The 16,429-nt window shown below is 69.6% G+C and carries 14 protein-coding genes and 1 pseudogene; 4 read left to right on the top strand and 11 right to left on the bottom strand.

Annotation, left to right across the window (positions count from 1 at the left end; all coding sequences use genetic code 11):
- Window positions 1-45: 45 nt before the first annotated feature.
- Entirely contained in the window at window positions 46-1,518 is a 1,473-nt protein-coding gene (locus FHX53_RS08790; RefSeq protein WP_182490976.1) for a malate:quinone oxidoreductase, read from the bottom strand.
- Window positions 1,519-1,559: 41 nt separating this feature from the next.
- On the opposite strand from FHX53_RS08790, the pseudogene FHX53_RS08785 reads away from it, so the two are divergent.
- From FHX53_RS08785 to FHX53_RS08775, 3 genes and pseudogenes are all read left to right on the top strand, one after another.
- Window positions 1,560-2,261 (top strand): annotated as a pseudogene (locus FHX53_RS08785) (sulfite exporter TauE/SafE family protein); the annotation flags it as partial.
- Window positions 2,176-2,649, top strand: a complete 474-nt coding sequence (locus FHX53_RS13865; RefSeq protein WP_425488310.1) for a fumarylacetoacetate hydrolase family protein — start codon at window positions 2,176-2,178, stop codon at window positions 2,647-2,649. The pseudogene FHX53_RS08785 and the gene FHX53_RS13865, both read left to right, overlap by 86 nt.
- Window positions 2,650-2,701: 52 nt before the next feature.
- A complete protein-coding gene (locus FHX53_RS08775; protein WP_182490974.1) occupies window positions 2,702-3,628 on the top strand; it encodes an AEC family transporter in 927 nt (308 codons plus the stop codon).
- Between the two features lie 6 nt (window positions 3,629-3,634).
- Here the strand turns inward: FHX53_RS08775 and FHX53_RS08770 are convergent, their stop codons facing one another.
- Complete coding sequence (locus FHX53_RS08770; RefSeq protein WP_182490973.1) at window positions 3,635-4,426, bottom strand: SGNH/GDSL hydrolase family protein; 792 nt, start codon at window positions 4,424-4,426, stop codon at window positions 3,635-3,637.
- Window positions 4,427-4,499: 73 nt separating this feature from the next.
- On the opposite strand from FHX53_RS08770, the gene FHX53_RS08765 reads away from it, so the two are divergent.
- Window positions 4,500-5,765: an ATP-binding protein gene (locus FHX53_RS08765; protein WP_182490972.1), complete on the top strand. Its 1,266-nt coding sequence runs from the start codon at window positions 4,500-4,502 to the stop codon at window positions 5,763-5,765.
- A gap of 28 nt (window positions 5,766-5,793) precedes the next feature.
- On the opposite strand, the gene FHX53_RS08760 is transcribed toward FHX53_RS08765, so the two are convergent.
- The 9 genes from FHX53_RS08760 to FHX53_RS08720 all read right to left on the bottom strand — a co-directional run bounded on the left by FHX53_RS08760 (window position 5,794) and on the right by FHX53_RS08720 (window position 16,375).
- A complete protein-coding gene (locus FHX53_RS08760) occupies window positions 5,794-6,486 on the bottom strand; it encodes an SGNH/GDSL hydrolase family protein (protein WP_246335604.1) in 693 nt (230 codons plus the stop codon).
- Window positions 6,487-6,590: 104 nt separating this feature from the next.
- The gene (locus FHX53_RS08755) at window positions 6,591-7,109 is read right to left on the bottom strand and encodes a hypothetical protein (RefSeq protein WP_182490971.1); all 519 of its coding nucleotides are present in this window, start codon (window positions 7,107-7,109) and stop codon (window positions 6,591-6,593) included.
- Window positions 7,110-7,286: 177 nt separating this feature from the next.
- On the bottom strand, window positions 7,287-9,053 hold the full coding sequence (locus FHX53_RS08750; RefSeq protein ID WP_182490970.1) for a DUF4012 domain-containing protein: 1,767 nt from the start codon (window positions 9,051-9,053) through the stop codon (window positions 7,287-7,289).
- A gap of 68 nt (window positions 9,054-9,121) precedes the next feature.
- Window positions 9,122-10,633 carry a sugar transferase gene (locus FHX53_RS08745; RefSeq protein ID WP_182490969.1) on the bottom strand — a complete coding sequence of 504 codons (1,512 nt, stop codon included), beginning with the start codon at window positions 10,631-10,633 and terminating at the stop codon, window positions 9,122-9,124.
- A 92-nt stretch (window positions 10,634-10,725) separates the two neighbouring features.
- Complete coding sequence (locus tag FHX53_RS08740; RefSeq protein WP_182490968.1) at window positions 10,726-11,340, bottom strand: arsenate reductase/protein-tyrosine-phosphatase family protein; 615 nt, start codon at window positions 11,338-11,340, stop codon at window positions 10,726-10,728.
- On the bottom strand, window positions 11,340-12,743 hold the full coding sequence (locus tag FHX53_RS14065; RefSeq protein WP_182490967.1) for a polysaccharide biosynthesis tyrosine autokinase: 1,404 nt from the start codon (window positions 12,741-12,743) through the stop codon (window positions 11,340-11,342). Before FHX53_RS14065 ends, FHX53_RS08740 begins: the two co-directional genes overlap by 1 nt.
- Window positions 12,744-12,913: 170 nt before the next feature.
- Complete coding sequence (locus FHX53_RS08730) at window positions 12,914-13,672, bottom strand: glycosyltransferase (RefSeq protein WP_182490966.1); 759 nt, start codon at window positions 13,670-13,672, stop codon at window positions 12,914-12,916.
- A gap of 388 nt (window positions 13,673-14,060) precedes the next feature.
- The gene (locus FHX53_RS08725; RefSeq protein ID WP_182490965.1) at window positions 14,061-15,107 is read right to left on the bottom strand and encodes an aspartate-semialdehyde dehydrogenase; all 1,047 of its coding nucleotides are present in this window, start codon (window positions 15,105-15,107) and stop codon (window positions 14,061-14,063) included.
- Window positions 15,108-15,109: 2 nt separating this feature from the next.
- Window positions 15,110-16,375: an aspartate kinase gene (locus FHX53_RS08720; RefSeq protein WP_182490964.1), complete on the bottom strand. Its 1,266-nt coding sequence runs from the start codon at window positions 16,373-16,375 to the stop codon at window positions 15,110-15,112.
- Window positions 16,376-16,429: the final 54 nt, after the last annotated feature.

Below are 16,429 nucleotides of genomic sequence, written 5' to 3'. Positions count from 1 at the left end.
GTTCAGGGTATCGGTCAGCACCTCGCGCGCGAGCGGCGAGACCGGCTACCGAGCGATCGCGAGCGTCGCGGCCGTCTCGCCGAGGATGCGGTCGGCGACCTCCGGGTCGTCGCTCACCCTGCCTCCGAACGACGGGATCATGCGCGAGAGCTGGGGGGTCCAGTCGGCCATGCGGTCGGGGAAGCAGCGCGCGATGAGCTCGAGCATGATCGGGGCGGCCGTCGAGGCGCCGGGCGAAGCGCCGAGCAGGCCGGCGATCGTCCCATCGGCCGAGGCGACGACCTCGGTGCCGAACTGGAGGATCCCGCCCTTCTCGGGGTCGCGCTTGATGACCTGGACGCGCTGACCGGCCACCATCTTGTACCAGTCGCGGCCATCCGCCCTGGGGTAGAAGTCGCGGAGGGCGTTCAGGCGGTCCTCGCGGCTCGCGGTGAGCTCGCCGACCAGGTACTTCACGAGGTCGAAGTTGCGCAGGCCGACCTGGAGCATCGGCACGATGTTGTGCCACGTGATCGACGCGAAGAGATCCAGCCACGAGCCGGTCTTGAGGAACTTCGGGCTGAAGCCCGCGTACGGGCCGAACAGCAGCGAGGTCTCGCCGTCGACGACGCGCGTGTCGAGGTGCGGGACCGACATGGGCGGCGCGCCGACCGAGGCCTTGCCGTAGACCTTCGCGAGGTGCTTCGCGACGACCTCGGGGTTGTCGCTGCGCAGCCACTCTCCGCTGATGGGGAAGCCGCCGAAGCCGCGGATCTCGGGGATGCCGCTCTTCTGCAGCAGCGGCAGGGCGTGCCCGCCGGCGCCGACGAACACGAAGCGCGCCTCCACCTCGGTCGGCGTGCTGCCGACCTCGTGGCGCATCGATACGCGCCAGGCGCCGTCCTTCAGCTTCTTCAGCCCCGTGACGCGGTGCTCGAGGTGCAGCGAGGCTCCGTTGGCGACGAGCCCGTCGACGAGCAGACGGGTGAGGGCTCCGAAGTCGACGTCGGTGCCCGCTGCCATGTAGGTCGCAGCGATCGGCTGGCTCTTGGCGCGGCCGGGGATCAGCAGCGGCGCCCACGCGCGGATCTGCGCGACATCCTCGCTGTACTCCATGCCCGCGAAGAGCGGGTGGTCCTTGAGCGCCTCGTAGCGCTTCCGCAGGTACTCGACGTTCGCCTCGCCCCACACGAAGCTCATGTGCGGCGTCGCGTTGAGGAAGGCTTTCGGCTCGGGCAGGAGGCCCTCGCCCACGAGGTACGACCAGAACTGGCGAGACACCTGGAACTGCTCGTTGACCTTCACCGCGTTGGTGATGTCGATGGTGCCGTCGGGCTTCTCGGGCGTGTAGTTGAGCTCGCACAGGGCGGCGTGGCCCGTGCCGGCGTTGTTCCAGGGGTTCGAGCTCTCGAGGGCGACGTCGCTCAGGCGCTCGTAGATCCGGATGTCCCACTCGGGCTCCAGCTGCTGCAGCAGAGTCCCGAGGGTCGCGCTCATGATGCCCCCGCCGATCAGGGCCACGTCGATGCGTTCAGTCACGATACCCGAGTTTACGCCCGCGACCCCCGCGCCCGCGCCGCGCGACTAGGGTGGAGCAAGTGATTCTGCCCCTTCTTCTCGTCGGCGCAGTCGGGGGACTTCTTTCCGGGATGTTCGGCGTCGGCGGCGGATTCATCATGGTCCCTCTCCTGATGTGGCTCGCGAGCATGGATCAGCGCCGCGCCGCCGCCACCTCGCTCCTCGCGGTCGTCCCGATCGCCGCCGCGAGCGCGATCGGCTACGGCATCCAGGGCGAGATCGACCTGTCGGCGGCGCTCATCGTCGCCGGCGGCGCGCTCGTGGGCGCCCCGATCGGCAGCTGGCTCCTCCGCCGCCTGCCGCTCGGCTGGCTGCTGTGGCTCTTCATCGCGGGCATGCTCGTCGTCGCCGTGCGTCTCGTCCTCGTCGCCCCTGAGCGCGGTGCCGAGGTCGAGTTCTCGACCGGTGTCCTCTTCGGCTACCTTCTCCTCGGTCTTGTGATGGGCACGGCTTCCGGCATGTTCGGCATCGGCGGCGGCGTGATCGCCGTTCCGGTGCTCATGACGGTGTTCGGCATGGGCGATCTGCTCGCGCGCGGCACGTCGCTCGTCGCGCTCATCCCCGCCGCCATCCTGAGCTCGTCGATCAATCTCCGCGGCGGGATGCTGTCAATGCGCGATGCGGCGGTCGTCGCGGCCCCTGCGGTGCCCGCTTCGATCGCGGGGGTGTGGCTCGCGTTCCTCATCCCGCCCGCGGTGGGCGGCGTCCTGTTCGCGGCACTCCTGCTGGCCCTCGCCGCGCAGCTGGCGATCCGCGACCTCAGGAAGCGGCGAGCTCGATGACGCCGTCGACGATCGCAACGAGGTCGGCGACCTGCGCGACGGACTGCGCGTGCGCACGATCGTGAACGGCGAGACGATGCAGGACGGCAATACTCGAGACATGATCTTCGAGGTCGGCGAGGTGCTCGCGCTCGTGAGCCGCACGATGACGCTCAACCCGGGCGACGTCATCGTCACGGGCACGCCCGACGGCGTCGGCTACGTGCGGACTCCCCCGGTGCTGCTCGGCCCCGGCGACACCGTGACGATCGACATCGAGCGCATCGGCACCGTGACGACGCCCGTCGTCGCGCATCCGTCCGCCTGCTGACGGCGGCCGGCATGCGGGGGGATGCGCGGGGGCGCGCGAGAGGGAGGCGCCCGTGATCGGGGTGCTGACCGGCTTCGCCGTCATCGCCGCGATCATCGGCCTCGGCTGGATCATCGCGCGCATCGGCCTGCTCGGCGAGGGCGCCGATCAGGTGCTCTCGCGCCTGGCGTTCTTCGTGCTCACTCCCCTGCTGCTGCTCACCGTGCTCTCGGAGGCCGACGTCAGCCGGCTGTTCTCCTCGCTCATCCCGATCTCGGCGATCGCCGCGGTGTCGTGCTTCCTCATCGCGACCGTCGTCGCGCGGTTCGTCTGGCGCCGCGGAGTTCCCGAGACGACGATCGTCGCCCTCGCCTCCGGCTACGTCAACGCCAACAACATCGGCCTGCCGATCGCGATCTTCGTGCTCGGCGACGCGGCGCTCGCGGCGCCCGTGATCCTGCTCAACCTCACGGTGTTCGCGCCGATCGCCCTCGCCGTGCTCGATGTCAGCACGAGCGGCCGCGCGTCGATCGGGCGCATCCTGCTGCAGCCGATCCGCAACCCCATCATCATCGCCTCGCTCGTCGGCGTGCTCCTGGCCGTCACGGGGCTGCGGCTGCCGGAGATCGTGCTCGAGCCCGTGAGGCTCGTGGGCGGGGCGGCCGTGCCGATCATCCTGCTGCTGTTCGGGATGTCTTTGCACGGCGTGCGCGTGCTCGCCCCCGGCACCGGCCGCCGCGACGCGCTGCTCGCGACCGCGCTCAAGGTCGTCGTCATGCCGACGATCGCGTGGCTCGTCGGCTGGCTCGTGTTCGGGCTCTCGGGCATGCCGCTCTTCACGGTCGTCGTGTTCGCGGCCCTCCCCGCCGCACAGCACGTCTTCAGCTGGGCGCACCGCTTCGACCGGCACGTCGCGGTCGCGCGCGATGCCGTGCTGCTGTCGACGATCGGCGCCGTGCCCGCACTGCTCGTCATCGCCGCGACGCTCGCGCCGCGCTGAGCTGACCTAGATCTCCGGCGGCACCTCGACCGGCAGGAGCGTCGGTCGCTTCGCCGCGCGCCCGTCGCCGGACGAGCGCCCGGTGAGGCGCCGGCCGATCCACGGCAGCACGTACTGCCGCCAGTACTCGGCAGTGCGGGGGCGCGCGATGTCGGGCTCGGTGTCGCCGTGCGGGGCGTGGGAGGCCTCCGGCACCGCGACCCCGAGGCCCGCGAGCACGTTTCCGGCGACGCGGGCGTGGCCGAGAGCGTTCAGATGGAGGCGATCGATGGACCAGTACCTCAGGTCGGTGAGCGCTGCATCCGACCAGTTGTCGATGAAGGCGATGCCGGTTCCGGCGATCCGGTCGCGCACCGCGACGGCGAGCTCGTCGCCGCGCGCCCTGATGAGCGGGCCGAGGGGGATGTGCCTGGTGGGGTCGGCTCCGCTGACGATCGCGACGCGGATGCCCGCCGCCGCCGCCTCGCCGGCCGCGTCCACGAGGCGGTCGGCCGTCTCCGCCACCGAGACCCGCGGGCGCATGATGTCGTTCCCTCCGCCGTTGAGGGTGAGCAGCTCGGGGCCGAGGGCGATCGCCGGCGGCAGCTGCTCGGCGAGGATGGGGCCGAGCAATCGGCCGCGGATGGCGAAGTTCGCGTAGCCGAAGCCCGACCCCCCGGCGCTCGCGTGCGCCGCGGCGAGCCCGAGCGCGACGAGGTCGGCCCAGCCGCGCGGGCTCCCGTCGGGCAGCTCGTCGCCCATGCCCTCGCTGAAGCTGTCGCCGATCGCGGCGTAGCTGCCGACGAGCGTGGAGACCATGGTATGAAAATTCCTGACTATATGGGTTGCAAATTGCCGAATAGAAGTCTTGCGAATTGCGGTACAGTGCACCATGCCCGCAAGCGACTCATCGTACCTGCCGCGCATTGCTGATGATGTCATCGCCCGGGAGCTGGCCACGGTCGGCGCCGTAGTGATCGAAGGTCCACGCGCGGTCGGGAAGACGGCGACCGCGAGCCGGCTCGCGGCGACGACCATCCGACTCGACGTCGACCGGCAGGCTCGAGAACTCGCAGAGCTCGAACCGTCGCTTCTGCTCTCCGGTGCGCGACCGATCCTCCTCGACGAGTGGCAACTGGTCCCCGCCCTCTGGGATCACATCCGCCGCGCCGTCGACGACGCCGGAGGCGAGCCCGAGCAGTTCCTTCTGACCGGGTCGGCGATGCCCATCGACGACATCGCCCGACACACGGGCGCCGGCCGAATCAGTCGCATTCGAATGCGGACGATGAGTTCCTTCGAGTCCGGCGCGTCACGGGGCGCTGTGAGCCTGCGCGCGTTGCTCGACGGGGGTGCGGCCCCCTCTCCCGGTACGACGAGGTCGCTTCACGAGACCGCGGAGCTCATCGCTCGCGGTGGTTGGCCGGCCACAGCGCGCGCGTCGCAATCGCGTGCCGAACGGTTCCCGCAGGCCTATCTCACCGCGCTGATCGACAACGACCTTCCCGCGCTGGCCGGTCGACCGCGAGACCCCAGCGCTCTCGAACGGTTCCTGACGGCGTACGCGCAGGTGACGGGAGCTCCGATCCCGCTGGCAAAGATCGTTCGTCGCGCCTTCGGCGATTCGACGTCAGGCTTCACCGCGGAAACCGCGGATCGTTATCGCGTGGCCGCAGAGCGCCTGATGGTCATCGAGGATCTCCCCGCCTGGTCGCCCGCCCTTCGATCACGCTCGCGTCTCGTGAGCACCGCCAAGCGATACTTCTCCGACCCGTCGATCGCTGCCGCCCTGCTCGGTGTCGACAGTCGCGGCATGGTGGGCGACCTCAACACGATGGGCTCGCTGTTCGAGAACCTGGTCGTTCGGGATCTGCGGTGCTACGCCGACGCGATCGGCGCGCGCACCTTCCACTATCGCGAGAGCAGCGGCGCGCTCGAGGCAGACGTCATCGTCACCACCCCGGATGGCGCATGGATGGCCTTCGAGATCAAGCTGGGCGGTTCGAGAATCGACGAGGCAGCGGCCGCGCTGATCTCGCTCGGCGAATCGCGCGTGCAGACGACCCCGAGGGCACTGGTCGTGGTGATCCCCTCCGGAGCAGCCTTTCGGCGACCGGATGGCGTCTGGGTCGTTCCGGCGGATCAGCTCGGGCCGTGACTGCCGATCGCGGCGTAGCTGCCGACGATCACAGGCCCAGCCTCTCGAGCTCGGAATCCATGCGCTCGGCCATCGCGGCGTAGCCCTCGTCGTTGGGGTGGAGGCCGTCGATCGCCATCCAGTCGGGGCGGCCCTCGATCCAGCGCGAGGCGCCGGCGATGTAGTCGGCGCCGATGCGCTCGGCCTGCTCGCGCTGCCATCCGCTGATGATCTCGACCGACTCGGGGCGCTCGTCGGTGTACCAGAACGGCTCGACGACGATGAGGCGCGCGTCGGGCAGCCCGGCGACGAGACGGTCGATGTCGGCGATCATCGCCTCGCGGATCCCTTCGCCCACGCGGTCGTAGTCGAAGTTGTCGTTGAGGCCCATCGTGATGAACACGATGTCGGGCTGCTGCTCGATGATCAGCGACGGCAGGTCGCCGTCGCCGACGATCGAGCGGTTGCGCACGTAGCCGAGGCCGTTGACGCTCGGGTTGAACTCGCGCCAGCCGCGGTCGGAGGCGATGATCGTCGACCACCGCTTCGACGGGTCGGAGGCCCCGGTGCCGAGCGTGTACGAGTCGCCGTAGAAGGCGACGATGGGCCCGTCGCCGGGGGGCACGGATGCGGACGTGCCGGCCGGGCCCACGCCGGCGCACCCGACGAGGGCGGAGGTCGCGATCGCGGCGAGGGCCGCGAGCACTGCGCGTCGCGCGCCGACGGCGGAGGTCATGGGCATCCCTCGACGCTACCGCGCCCGCGCCACTAACGATCCGGCAGCATCCCGCGCACGACGAAGGCCCCACCGGAACGGCGGGGCCTTCGTGCGGATCGGGTGCGTTGCTACGCCGAGGTGCGCGCGTTGCGGCGCGTGACGGCGACGACGCCCGCGGCAGCGGCGCCGAGCGCGATGGCGCCGGCTCCGAACCACAGGGCGGGGGTCAGGTCGGCTGCACCGGTCTCGGCGAGGCCGCCGCCCGTCGCGCCACCGTCGCTCGGAACCGCGGCGATGGTGATGGTCTGCGCAGCGGTGAAGGTGTTGACGCCGTCGTTCGCAGCGACGTTGAGCGTGCAGGCGCCGGTGGCGCTCGCGGGCACGGTGGCCGTGAAGCTGATGACGCCGGTCGAGCCGACGGTCGCGCCGGTGATGGGCGTGACGGTCGTGCCGCAGGTGAGGCTCGCGGTGACGGCGGTGCCGCTTGCCAGGCCGGTCTGCACGGAGGTGAAGGTCACGGATCCGCCGGCGGCGACGGTCGTGGCGCTGACGGTGCCGCCGGTGTAGTCGACGGCGTTGGCCGCCGCGGCGCCGGTGAGAAGGAGAGCGCCCGCAAGGGCGCTTGTGGCGAGAATGCGAGTGATCATGGTGGTGAATCCTTTGTCCGGTGGTCGAGAGTGTCCCCCCAGGCACTCCGGAGAACCTCCGGGCTGGCCTGCTGGCGTGTCTCAACGGTAGCCGCTCGGTACACCATTCGCGACCGCCGTTGATGAGAATTCTGTTAATTGATGCAGAATCAGCCCCGAACTGGGGACACGAGGGGTCTACCCCTGCGGATTCGGCACGTTCCCGTTCGTGCCGGCGGGCGCGACATCCGCGCAGTCGACGGGCCCGTTCGGCGTGAGAAGCACGGTCGCGGCGGCCGGGGTGTGCTCGATGTCGACGCGTTCCGCCGTGCCGGCGGCTCCGAGGAAGAGCACCTCGAGCACCCCCGTCTGACCCGGCTGCAGGTCGACGGTCGCGGCGACAGCGGTGAGGCCGTCGTGCTCGGTGGAGGCGAACCCGGTGCTCGTGTCGTCCAGTCGCACCTCGTACGCGATCGAGCCGGCCGGGCCGTAGACCGCCACGTTGGTGCGGATGACCCCGGGCGGCACACCGAACGCCCCGCCCCCCGTGACGTAGTCGGGAAGGGATGTCGCGGCATCCGCCGGCGCCGCGTTCTCGAGCCGCACCGCGACGCGGTAGCTCGGCCGCTCGTCCTCCCGGCACACGACGGCGCCGGCGGTGATCGCCGCGTCGAGGTAGTAGTTCATCTTCGCGCCGGTCGAGTCGTTGAGGTACACCCCGAAGCGCGTGATCGTCTCCGTGCTCTCAGGAAGCCCGCCATCCAGTTCGATCTCGGCGAGCACGGTCTGCTCATGGTCGCGGTCGCTCCAGACCACGATGCGCTTGTTGCCGACGCCGTTGACGAGGGCGTCGACGAGGGCGCCGGGGTTCGCGCTCCCATCGGTGACGGCCGAGAAGATGCGCTGCGCGGCGTCGGCGAAGAACAGATCCTGCTGCCCGGGTTCGGGGATGTCGCGGTAGACGTCGCTCAGCAGCACCTGCACGGCGTTGTCGCTCGTGAGCTCGATGCCGCCGGCGAGCTCGACGGGCCCAGTGGCCTGCAGGATGCGCGCGAGCGCGCGGACATCCATGGCGATGACGCCGTCGACCGTCTCGCCGTGCCTCTCCGCCCACATGGCCTGGGCGAGCTCGGCCGAGCGCGAGAAGACCGGCGTCGCGGTGACGTTCTGGATGAACAGCCCGGTCGCCTCGCCGAAGAGGATCCGCTCGGCGTCGGTGAGCGGCAGCGGTGCGGGGGTGAACTCGCCGAGGGCGGTGGCGCTCGACTGCGCGACGATGTCGAGCGAGCCCTGGTCGGCGCGCAGGATCGACACCGCGCCGGGAATTCCTCCCCCGGCGCGCAGCTCGGCGTTGTTCATGAACATCAGCAGGTAGTCGCGCGGCTCGTCGCCGCCGAGCATGCCGGGCAGCAGCTGCGCGGCCGTGTCGAGGCCGGAGACGATCTCGCTCGTCTCGTTGACGAGGCCGACGAGCTGCCCGACCGCGTCACGGATCTGCGGAATGGTGCCCGCGGTCTCGATCGCCTTCGCCCGCTCGTTCGCCGACTCGAGTGCCGCAGCAGCCTCGGCGAGCGCCGGGCCGGCGTCGCGGATGGGCTGCAGGTCGATCGCGCCGTCTCGGGGCGTGAGGCTCGAGAGCGTGACGGAGGCGGCGAGCTCGCCGAGCGGCGGGAGGGCGTCTGCGGCGACGTCGTCGACCGTCGCGGCCGCCTCGCGAAAGGCTCGGAGGTTCTGACCGGCCCACGGCAGGAGCTCGACGGCGCGCCACACGGGGTCGCTCGTGAGCTCGCGCGCAGACCGGGTGCGCTCCTGCAGCTCGTCGAGCTCTGCGGCGATGTCACCGTCGCCGGCTGAGACCTGCGCTTTGACCGACTCGGCGATCGGCAGGGCGCCGAGCAGCTGGTCGCGCGCGGCGATGCCGCGGAAGGCGACCCACGCGGCGACCGCGATGAGCAGCACGGCCACGATCGCGACCGCGATGAGGATGGGGCGGCGGCGCGCACGGCGGCGGCGCTCGGCGCGGGTCTGCTCGCTCAGAACGCGCCCTCCGATCGCACGACGGCGCGCAGGGTGCGCCAGAGGATGACGAGGTCGCCGGTCATCGACCAGTTCTCGACGTAATAGAGGTCGAGGCGGATCGCCTGCTCCCATGACAGGTTGGACCGACCAGAAACCTGCCACAGCCCTGTGAGCCCAGGAAGCACGTTGAGGCGTCGTGCGGCGGCGGCATCGTAGAGCGCGACTTCGGCCTCTCGCTGTGGCCGTGGGCCGACCAGACTCATCTCACCGCGGAGGACGTTGAAGAGCTGGGGGAGCTCATCGAGGCTGTAGCGACGCAGTACTCGGCCGACCTTGGTGACGCGAGGGTCATCGCGGACCTTGAACAACGGAGTGTCGCCTGTTCCCTGCTCTCGCAGGAGCCGCTCCAACTCGGAATCGGCGTCGACCTTCATCGAGCGGAATTTGAACATCGGGAAGGCCTCCCCATCGCGTCCGATACGTTCCTGTCGGTACAGCACGGGGCCGGGCGACGAGAGCTTCACAACTATCGCGATAGCAGCGAGCAAGGGAGACAACGACGCGACGATTACGAGGGCACCGACGAAGTCGAATGCTTTCTTGCTGAAACGCTGAGCTCCCTCGTAGCGAGGCATCTCAATGTGCATGAGCGGCAGTCCAGCTACAGGCCGCATGTGGATGCGCGGGCCCGCGATGTCCGCGAGGTTCGGTGCGACCACAAGGTGATGCCGCCCCGGCTCGAGCGACCAGCTGAGCTCACGCATGCGGTCGGCGGGCAGCTCGTCAGTGCTTGTAACGACGACGGTGTCGGCGTCAGTGCTCTCGAGCAGCTTCTCGAGGGATTCGAGGCCCGCGCCCGTGGGCAGCGGCGGGTCCCATGGAGCGGAGCGGGTATCCGCCGCTCCCAGGAGGCACGCGCCGACGACCCGGAAGCCCGCTTCAGGCTTCGAGGCGAGCTCGGCGGCGAGGGCGGTCGCCGAGCGCGGGGTGCCGACGATGACTGCGCGCGCGGTGTAGCGGCCGTGGGCGCGCTCGGCGATGAGCCACTGGCGCCAGATCCATCGCGAGGCGAGAAGGGCGATGAGACCGAGGGGGAACCCGATGAGGATGTACCCGCGCGCGAGGTCGAGCTGGAAGAGGAAGGCGATGATCGCGACGATGCCGAAGAGACGGAAGGCGGCGTCGGCGATGCGCTTGTACTCGATCGAACCGGTGCCGACGATGCGGGGGTCGCGCGTGCCGAACATCGCGAGCACGGCCATCCACGCGGCGATGAGCACGATGGAGATCGACGTGTAATCGATCGACATGTCGCGCTGCTCCTCGCGCGTCGCGAGCTCGGCGCGCTCGAAGCCGAACCAGAGCAGCTGGGTGCCGATGACCGCCCACGCGACGGCGAGGAGGTCGGTCGCGATGAGGCGGCGAGCGTATCGTCGCGCCCACTCGTGGCCGTCGGCGGGCCGCCCGGAAGACGGAGCCGCATGCGTCCCGGTCGACGGTGCGGCGGTGTCGCGAGGTGCGGACATCAGCAGGAGGCCTTCGGTATGGCTGCGGACCGAGCGGATCGTGAGGAGAGCTATCGGGGGTTCAGCATAGACAGTGCCGTGCGCACCCGCCGTCACGCGCGCTCGGCGAGCCTCCGGAGCGCGGCCTCGATGCGGTCGATCGCGTCGATGATCTGCTCGCCGCTTCGGTCGTAGACCTCCTGGGCCTGGCGGAACGGGTCGACGACGTCGTCGTCGTCCGCGGCGGTGGGTGGCGTCGCGAGCCCGCGCTCGGCCATCATCATGGGCGCGAGCGCTCGCAGCGCGTCGGGAACGGGGACGGTGCGAAGCGGCGCGAGGTCGAGGTCGCCCTCGGGCGCGGCGGCGAGGCACTCGATCAGGCGGGCGGCCTCGCGCAGGGTGACCGTGAAGCGGTTGGCACGGGGCAGGAGGCGCACGATCTCGCCGCGGTGCTCGCGCGTGAGGGCGATCACCAGATCGGCCTGCTCGATCATGCTGGCGTCGATGAGGCGGGGGGCGTGCAGGGGGCCGGGCTCGGCGCCGAGGAGACGCGCGAGCTCCTGCGCCTGCTCGGGCATCTGCTGACCGACGAGCGCGAAGGTGCCGGCGCTCGAGAACCGGGCGAACCTTTCGCCGAATCGAGCGCGCAGCACCTGCTCGGCGACGGGCGACCGGCAGACGTTGCCCGTGCAGACGACGAGCACTTCGAAGCGGTCGCCTGCGGCCATCAGCGTCTCGCGGCCTTCTTGCGACGCTTCGTCTCAGCCGACGCGCTTCCTGCCTCGGCGGTGTACCCGTAGCCGCCGTACCCGTAACGACCGTAGCCGTAGGCGTCGGGGCCCTTGGTGGGCAGCATGGTGATGATGACGCCCGAGACCTTCGCGCCGACGTTCTCGAGCGCGGCGATCGCGCCCTGCAGCTCACCGCGGTCGGTCTTCCCGGCGGCGGCGACGACGAGGGCGCCCTTGGTCATCTTGCTCACGAGTGCGGCGTCGGTGACGGGCAGCAGCGGCGGCATGTCGATGATGACGACGTCGAACTCCTGCTCGAGCGCGTGCACGAGGCTCTGCATGGCGCGCGAGCCGAGCAGCTCGCTCGGGTTCGGCGGCACCGAGCCCGCGGGCAGCACGGTGAGACCGCGACGGCCCCACGGCTGGAGGGCGTCGGCGAGCGAGACGCGCTGGATCAGCACGTCGGTGAGACCGACCGCACCCTCGAGCCCCATGTACTCGGCGAGCTTGGGGCGTCGCAGGTCGCCGTCGATGATGACGACGCGCGCGCCCGAGTCGGCGAGCGCGATCGCGAGGTTCGCCGACGTCGTCGATTTGCCCTCGGCGGGCACGGAGCTCGTGACGACGAAGCTGCGGGCGCCGGGCTCGATGTCGAGGAACTGCAGGTTGGTGCGCAGCGTGCGAAAGGCTTCGGCGCGCGGGCTGTGCGGGTCATCGTGCACGATGAGCGGTCGCTTGACGGCGCTCGGGTCGTACGCGATGCCGCCGATGATGGGCGCGGTCGTGAGCGCCTCGACGTCGCGCTGGCCACGGATTCGCGTGTCGAGCACCTCGAGCAGCACCGCGAGACCCACGCCGACGGCGAGTCCGATGAGCAGACCAAGCGCGAGGTTGAGGTTCGTGTTGGGAGAGATGGGCTCCTGCGGCACGGAGGCGTCGCGCAGCACGCTCACCGACACCTGGCCGGAGGTGATGTCGTCGATGACGGCGCGGAAGCTCGTCGTGGTCGCGTTGGCGATCTCGGCGGCCTCCGTCGGCGACTCGCGCACGACCGAGATCTCGATGTTCACGGTGTTGAGCGGGGCCTCCGCGGTGACGCTCTCGCCGAGCTCCTCGGCGGTCTCGTCGATGCCGAGACTCGCGACGACGTCCTCCAGCACGCGCGGGGTGTTGACCGCTTCGGCGTAGGAGCGCACCTGGTTCTGGGCGAAGCTGCCGCCCTGTGCCAGGTCGCCGGCCGTTCCCGTGCTCGGCACGAAGACGAACACCTGCGTCGTCGCGCGAAACTGCGGTGTCGTCAGCAGCGTCGCGGTCGCGGCGGCGGCGATGCCCACGAGCGTGAGAACGAGAATGACGAGCCAGCGCTTGCGCAGGATGCGCAGGTAGTCGGCGAGTTCCACGTCGTTGAGCCTCCAGGGCGATCGGAAAGGGCGGGGCCGAATCGAAGTGACCTACCTCGCCGGCCGAGTCTATGGCAGTGTGCGACTCCGAGGCCGAAGCCGACGGGCGCAAAATCTTCGCCGCTGCTCCCGGTAGCGATGCAAATTTCCGTCCTGGCCTGCTCGCGGGCTCATTGGACGAGCTCGAGTGCGCGGGCGAACTGCCTCGCGAAGGCCACTGGTGTGTGGCGAAGGATTTCAGGCGACTTGATGGGGGCTTCTGAAGCCGCGAGTGACTCGCGCATAGCACGCGCCAGCCCCGCGCTATGCGGGTCGGCGACAAGCACGCCTCTCATGCCCACAACAGAGGGCGCGACGCCCGCGGCGCTTGACACTATGGCGGAAAGCCCCGCGGCGAGCCCCTCGTTGACAACGAGCCCCCAGACCTCTTCGGTCGATGGCAAGACCAGAGTCCTAGACCGCGCGAACAGTCTCGGCAGTTCTCTGTTCTCCACTGGCGGATGGAAGAAGACCCTGTGCTCCAAGCCCCAGGCCAACACGCGCTCTTCGAGGACCGTGCGGTGAGCTCCGGAACCGACGAGGAGTAGGCGCGCTTCTGGCACTTCTCTCAGTGCATCGAGAAGCGACTCGAGGTTCTTCCGCTCAATGAATTGGCCCACATAAATGAAGTCAAAATCCACGGTGTTGCTCGCCGATCCGCCACGGAGCCGTCGTTCTTGATTTGTCTGAGAGTGAAAGAATTCGACGTCGACTGCGTTGAACCCCTCAACAATGCGACTTCGGCTCACACCCATCGAGACCAGCGCGTCCGTCGCCGCCTCACCCGGGACAACGACAGCGTCAAGCGATCGGAAGTACGCCGAACGAACTGCCGCGATGGGACCCCGACGGTGACGGTGTGTAGCTCTCGTTGATTCGTAGAACCCCACGGTTCGACTTCCTGTCGACCTAGCGCGGCCCAGCACTTGCCAGTAGGCGGGCTGATCCCAGCCAGCGAGAACGACTCGGGCTGGCATCCGCCGAGGCAACCCTTTGAAGCTGCGTAGCACGTACCTTGCGTTCTCCCCGCGCGCCACCCTGACCGTATCGAGATCGACAACACGGTATGCCTCAGACGAAGTGGTGACCCAGTCGTCGCCACGACGCCCTTCGCGGATGGTGTGCGAGGGCGGCTCAACGAGGCCGACCGTCAAGTCGCAGTACTGGGCGAGGCTCGCCCAAACCGGTTTCCGGTATGGGCTGGCAACGTTCGTCAGCCACAGGACTGCGGGCTTCGGCAGGTCAACCGCCCCTTCGCTCGGGGATGTCAAGGCCGACTCACAACCGGGAGGCGACGAGCTCGGCGAGCTGCACGGCGTTGAGCGCCGCGCCCTTGCGCAGGTTGTCGTTGCTGATGAACAGCGCGAGCCCTCGTCCTCCGGGCACGCCCTCATCGGTGCGGATGCGCCCCACGAGGCTCGGGTCGGCTCCGGCCGCGTCGAGCGGGGTCGGCACGTCCATCAGCTGGACGCCGGGTGCGACGGCGAGCAGCTCGCGTGCGCGCTCGGGGCTGATCGGGCGCTCGAACTCGGCGTTGATCGCGAGCGAGTGGCCGGTGAAGACGGGGACGCGCACGCAGATGCCGCTCACGAGGAGGTCAGGTAGCTCGAGGATCTTCCGGCTCTCGTTGCGCAGCTTCTTCTCCTCGTCCGTCTCGCCGAGGCCGTCGTCGACGAAGCTGCCGGCCTGCGGGATGACGTTGAAGGCGATGCTCTTCGGGAACTTCTGCGCCGCCGGATACTCGACGGCCGAGCCGTCACGCACCAGTCCCATCGCATCCTGACTCACGACAGCGGTCGCCTGCTCGAGCAGCTCCTCGCCGCCGGCGAGGCCCGCGCCCGAGACCGCCTGATAGGTGCTGACGATCAGCCGCTGAAGTCCGGCTTCGGCGTCGAGCACCTTGAGCACGGGCATCGCGGCCATGGTCGTGCAGTTGGGGTTGGCGATGATGCCGAGCTCGGCCTCGTCGATGGCGTGCGGGTTGACCTCGCTCACGACGAGCGGCACCTGCGGGTTCATCCGCCAGCCGGAGGAGTTGTCGATGACGGTGACCCCGGCCGCCGCGAAGCGGGGCGCCTGGGCCTTGCTCGTTGTGGCGCCGGCGGAGAAGATCGCGATGTCGAGGCCCGCGGGGTCGGCCGTCTCGGCGTCCTCGACCACGACATCCCGATCACCGAACGGGATGACGGTGCCGGCGCTGCGGGCGCTCGCGAAGAAGCGGACGTCGGCGATGGGGTACTCGCGCTCGAGGAGGAGCTGGCGCACGACGGCGCCGACCTGGCCGGTGGCGCCGACGACGCCGATGCGGATGCCCGTGGCGCTCATGACTATCGCCCTGTTCCCGCGTAGACGGTCGCCTCGGTGTCGCCGTCGAGCCCGAACGCGGTGTGCACGATCTGCACGGCGTGGTTGAGGATGTCGGCGCGCGTGATGACAGAGATGCGGATCTCGGAGGTGGAGATCATCTCGATGTTGATGCCGGCGTGCTTGAGGGCGGTGAAGAGCTGTGCGCTCACGCCGGCGTTCGTGCGCATGCCGCCGCCGACGACCGAGAGCTTGCCGATCTGGTCGTCGTGCTGCAGCGACTCGAACCCGACGTCGGCCTGCTCGGCGCGGAGAGCGGTGAGCACCTTCTCGGCGTCGGACTTCGGGAGGGTGAAGGAGATGTCGGTGCGGCTCGTGGCGGCGGCGCTGACGTTCTGGACGATCATGTCGATGTTGGCGCCGGTCTTGGCGACGATCGTGAAGATGTCGGCGGCCTTGCCCGGGGTGTCGGGGACGCCCGCGACGGTGATCTTCGCCTCGCTGAGATCGCCTGCGACGCCGGTGATGATCGGTTCTTCCACTTCTTCTCCCTCGGTGCGGCTGATGACCCACGTGCCCTCGTCATGCGTGAACGACGAGCGGACGTGCAACGTGACGCCGTGGCGGCGAGCGAACTCGACGGCGCGAATGTACAGAACCTTCGAGCCGCTCGCGGCGAGCTCGAGCATCTCCTCCGCCGTGACTCGGTCGAGCTTGCGCGCCTTCTTGACGACGCGCGGGTCGGCGGTGAACACGCCGTCGACGTCGGTGTAGATCTCGCAGACGTCAGCGCCGAGCGCAGCGGCGAGGGCGACGGCGGTGGTGTCGGAGCCGCCACGGCCGAGCGTCGTGATGTCACGGCTGTCGCGATTGAAGCCCTGGAAGCCCGCGACGATCGCGATCGCGCCCTGGTCGAGCGCCTCGCGGACGCGGACGGGGGTGACATCGACGATTCGAGCGGACCCGTGCTGGGCATCCGTGATCATGCCCGCCTGGCTGCCGGTGAAGGAGAGGGCTTCGACGCCCATACTCTTGATCGCCATGGCAAGGAGCGCCATGGAGATGCGCTCGCCCGTGGTGAGGAGCATGTCGAGCTCTCGCGGATCGGGCAGGGGGCTGACCTCGTGGGCGAGGTCAAGCAGCTCGTCGGTGGTGTCGCCCATCGCGCTCACGGCGACGACGACGTCGTTGCCCGCCTTGCGGGTGGCGACGATGCGCTTGGCGACGCGCTTGATGCTCTCGGCGTCGGAGACGGAGGAACCGCCGAACTTCTGCACGATGAGGCTCACGGCGGAACTCCTGTGGCTGTGGGGGCTGGGTGCGCGTCCGCTTTTTGTGTCCGG

It is taken from the genome of Microcella alkalica (genome assembly GCF_014137945.1).
Lineage (GTDB): Bacteria > Actinomycetota > Actinomycetes > Actinomycetales > Microbacteriaceae > Microcella > Microcella alkalica.
The sequence above is the reverse complement of the archived record's forward strand: the minus strand, read 5'-3'. Positions and strand labels throughout refer to the sequence as shown.

Excerpts from the sequence above, each read along its gene's own strand:
- FHX53_RS13865 (WP_425488310.1), top strand. The coding sequence starts at position 2,176 with ATGCGGCGGTCGTCGCGGCCCCTGCGGTGCCCGCTTCGATCGCGGGGG.
- FHX53_RS08770 (WP_182490973.1), bottom strand. The coding sequence starts at position 4,426 with ATGGTCTCCACGCTCGTCGGCAGCTACGCCGCGATCGGCGACAGCTTC.
- FHX53_RS08765 (WP_182490972.1), top strand. The coding sequence starts at position 4,500 with ATGCCCGCAAGCGACTCATCGTACCTGCCGCGCATTGCTGATGATGTC.
- FHX53_RS08760 (WP_246335604.1), bottom strand. The coding sequence starts at position 6,486 with ATGCCCATGACCTCCGCCGTCGGCGCGCGACGCGCAGTGCTCGCGGCC.
- FHX53_RS08755 (WP_182490971.1), bottom strand. The coding sequence starts at position 7,109 with ATGATCACTCGCATTCTCGCCACAAGCGCCCTTGCGGGCGCTCTCCTT.
- FHX53_RS08745 (WP_182490969.1), bottom strand. The coding sequence starts at position 10,633 with ATGTCCGCACCTCGCGACACCGCCGCACCGTCGACCGGGACGCATGCG.
- FHX53_RS08740 (WP_182490968.1), bottom strand. The coding sequence starts at position 11,340 with ATGGCCGCAGGCGACCGCTTCGAAGTGCTCGTCGTCTGCACGGGCAAC.
- FHX53_RS08725 (WP_182490965.1), bottom strand. The coding sequence starts at position 15,107 with ATGAGCGCCACGGGCATCCGCATCGGCGTCGTCGGCGCCACCGGCCAG.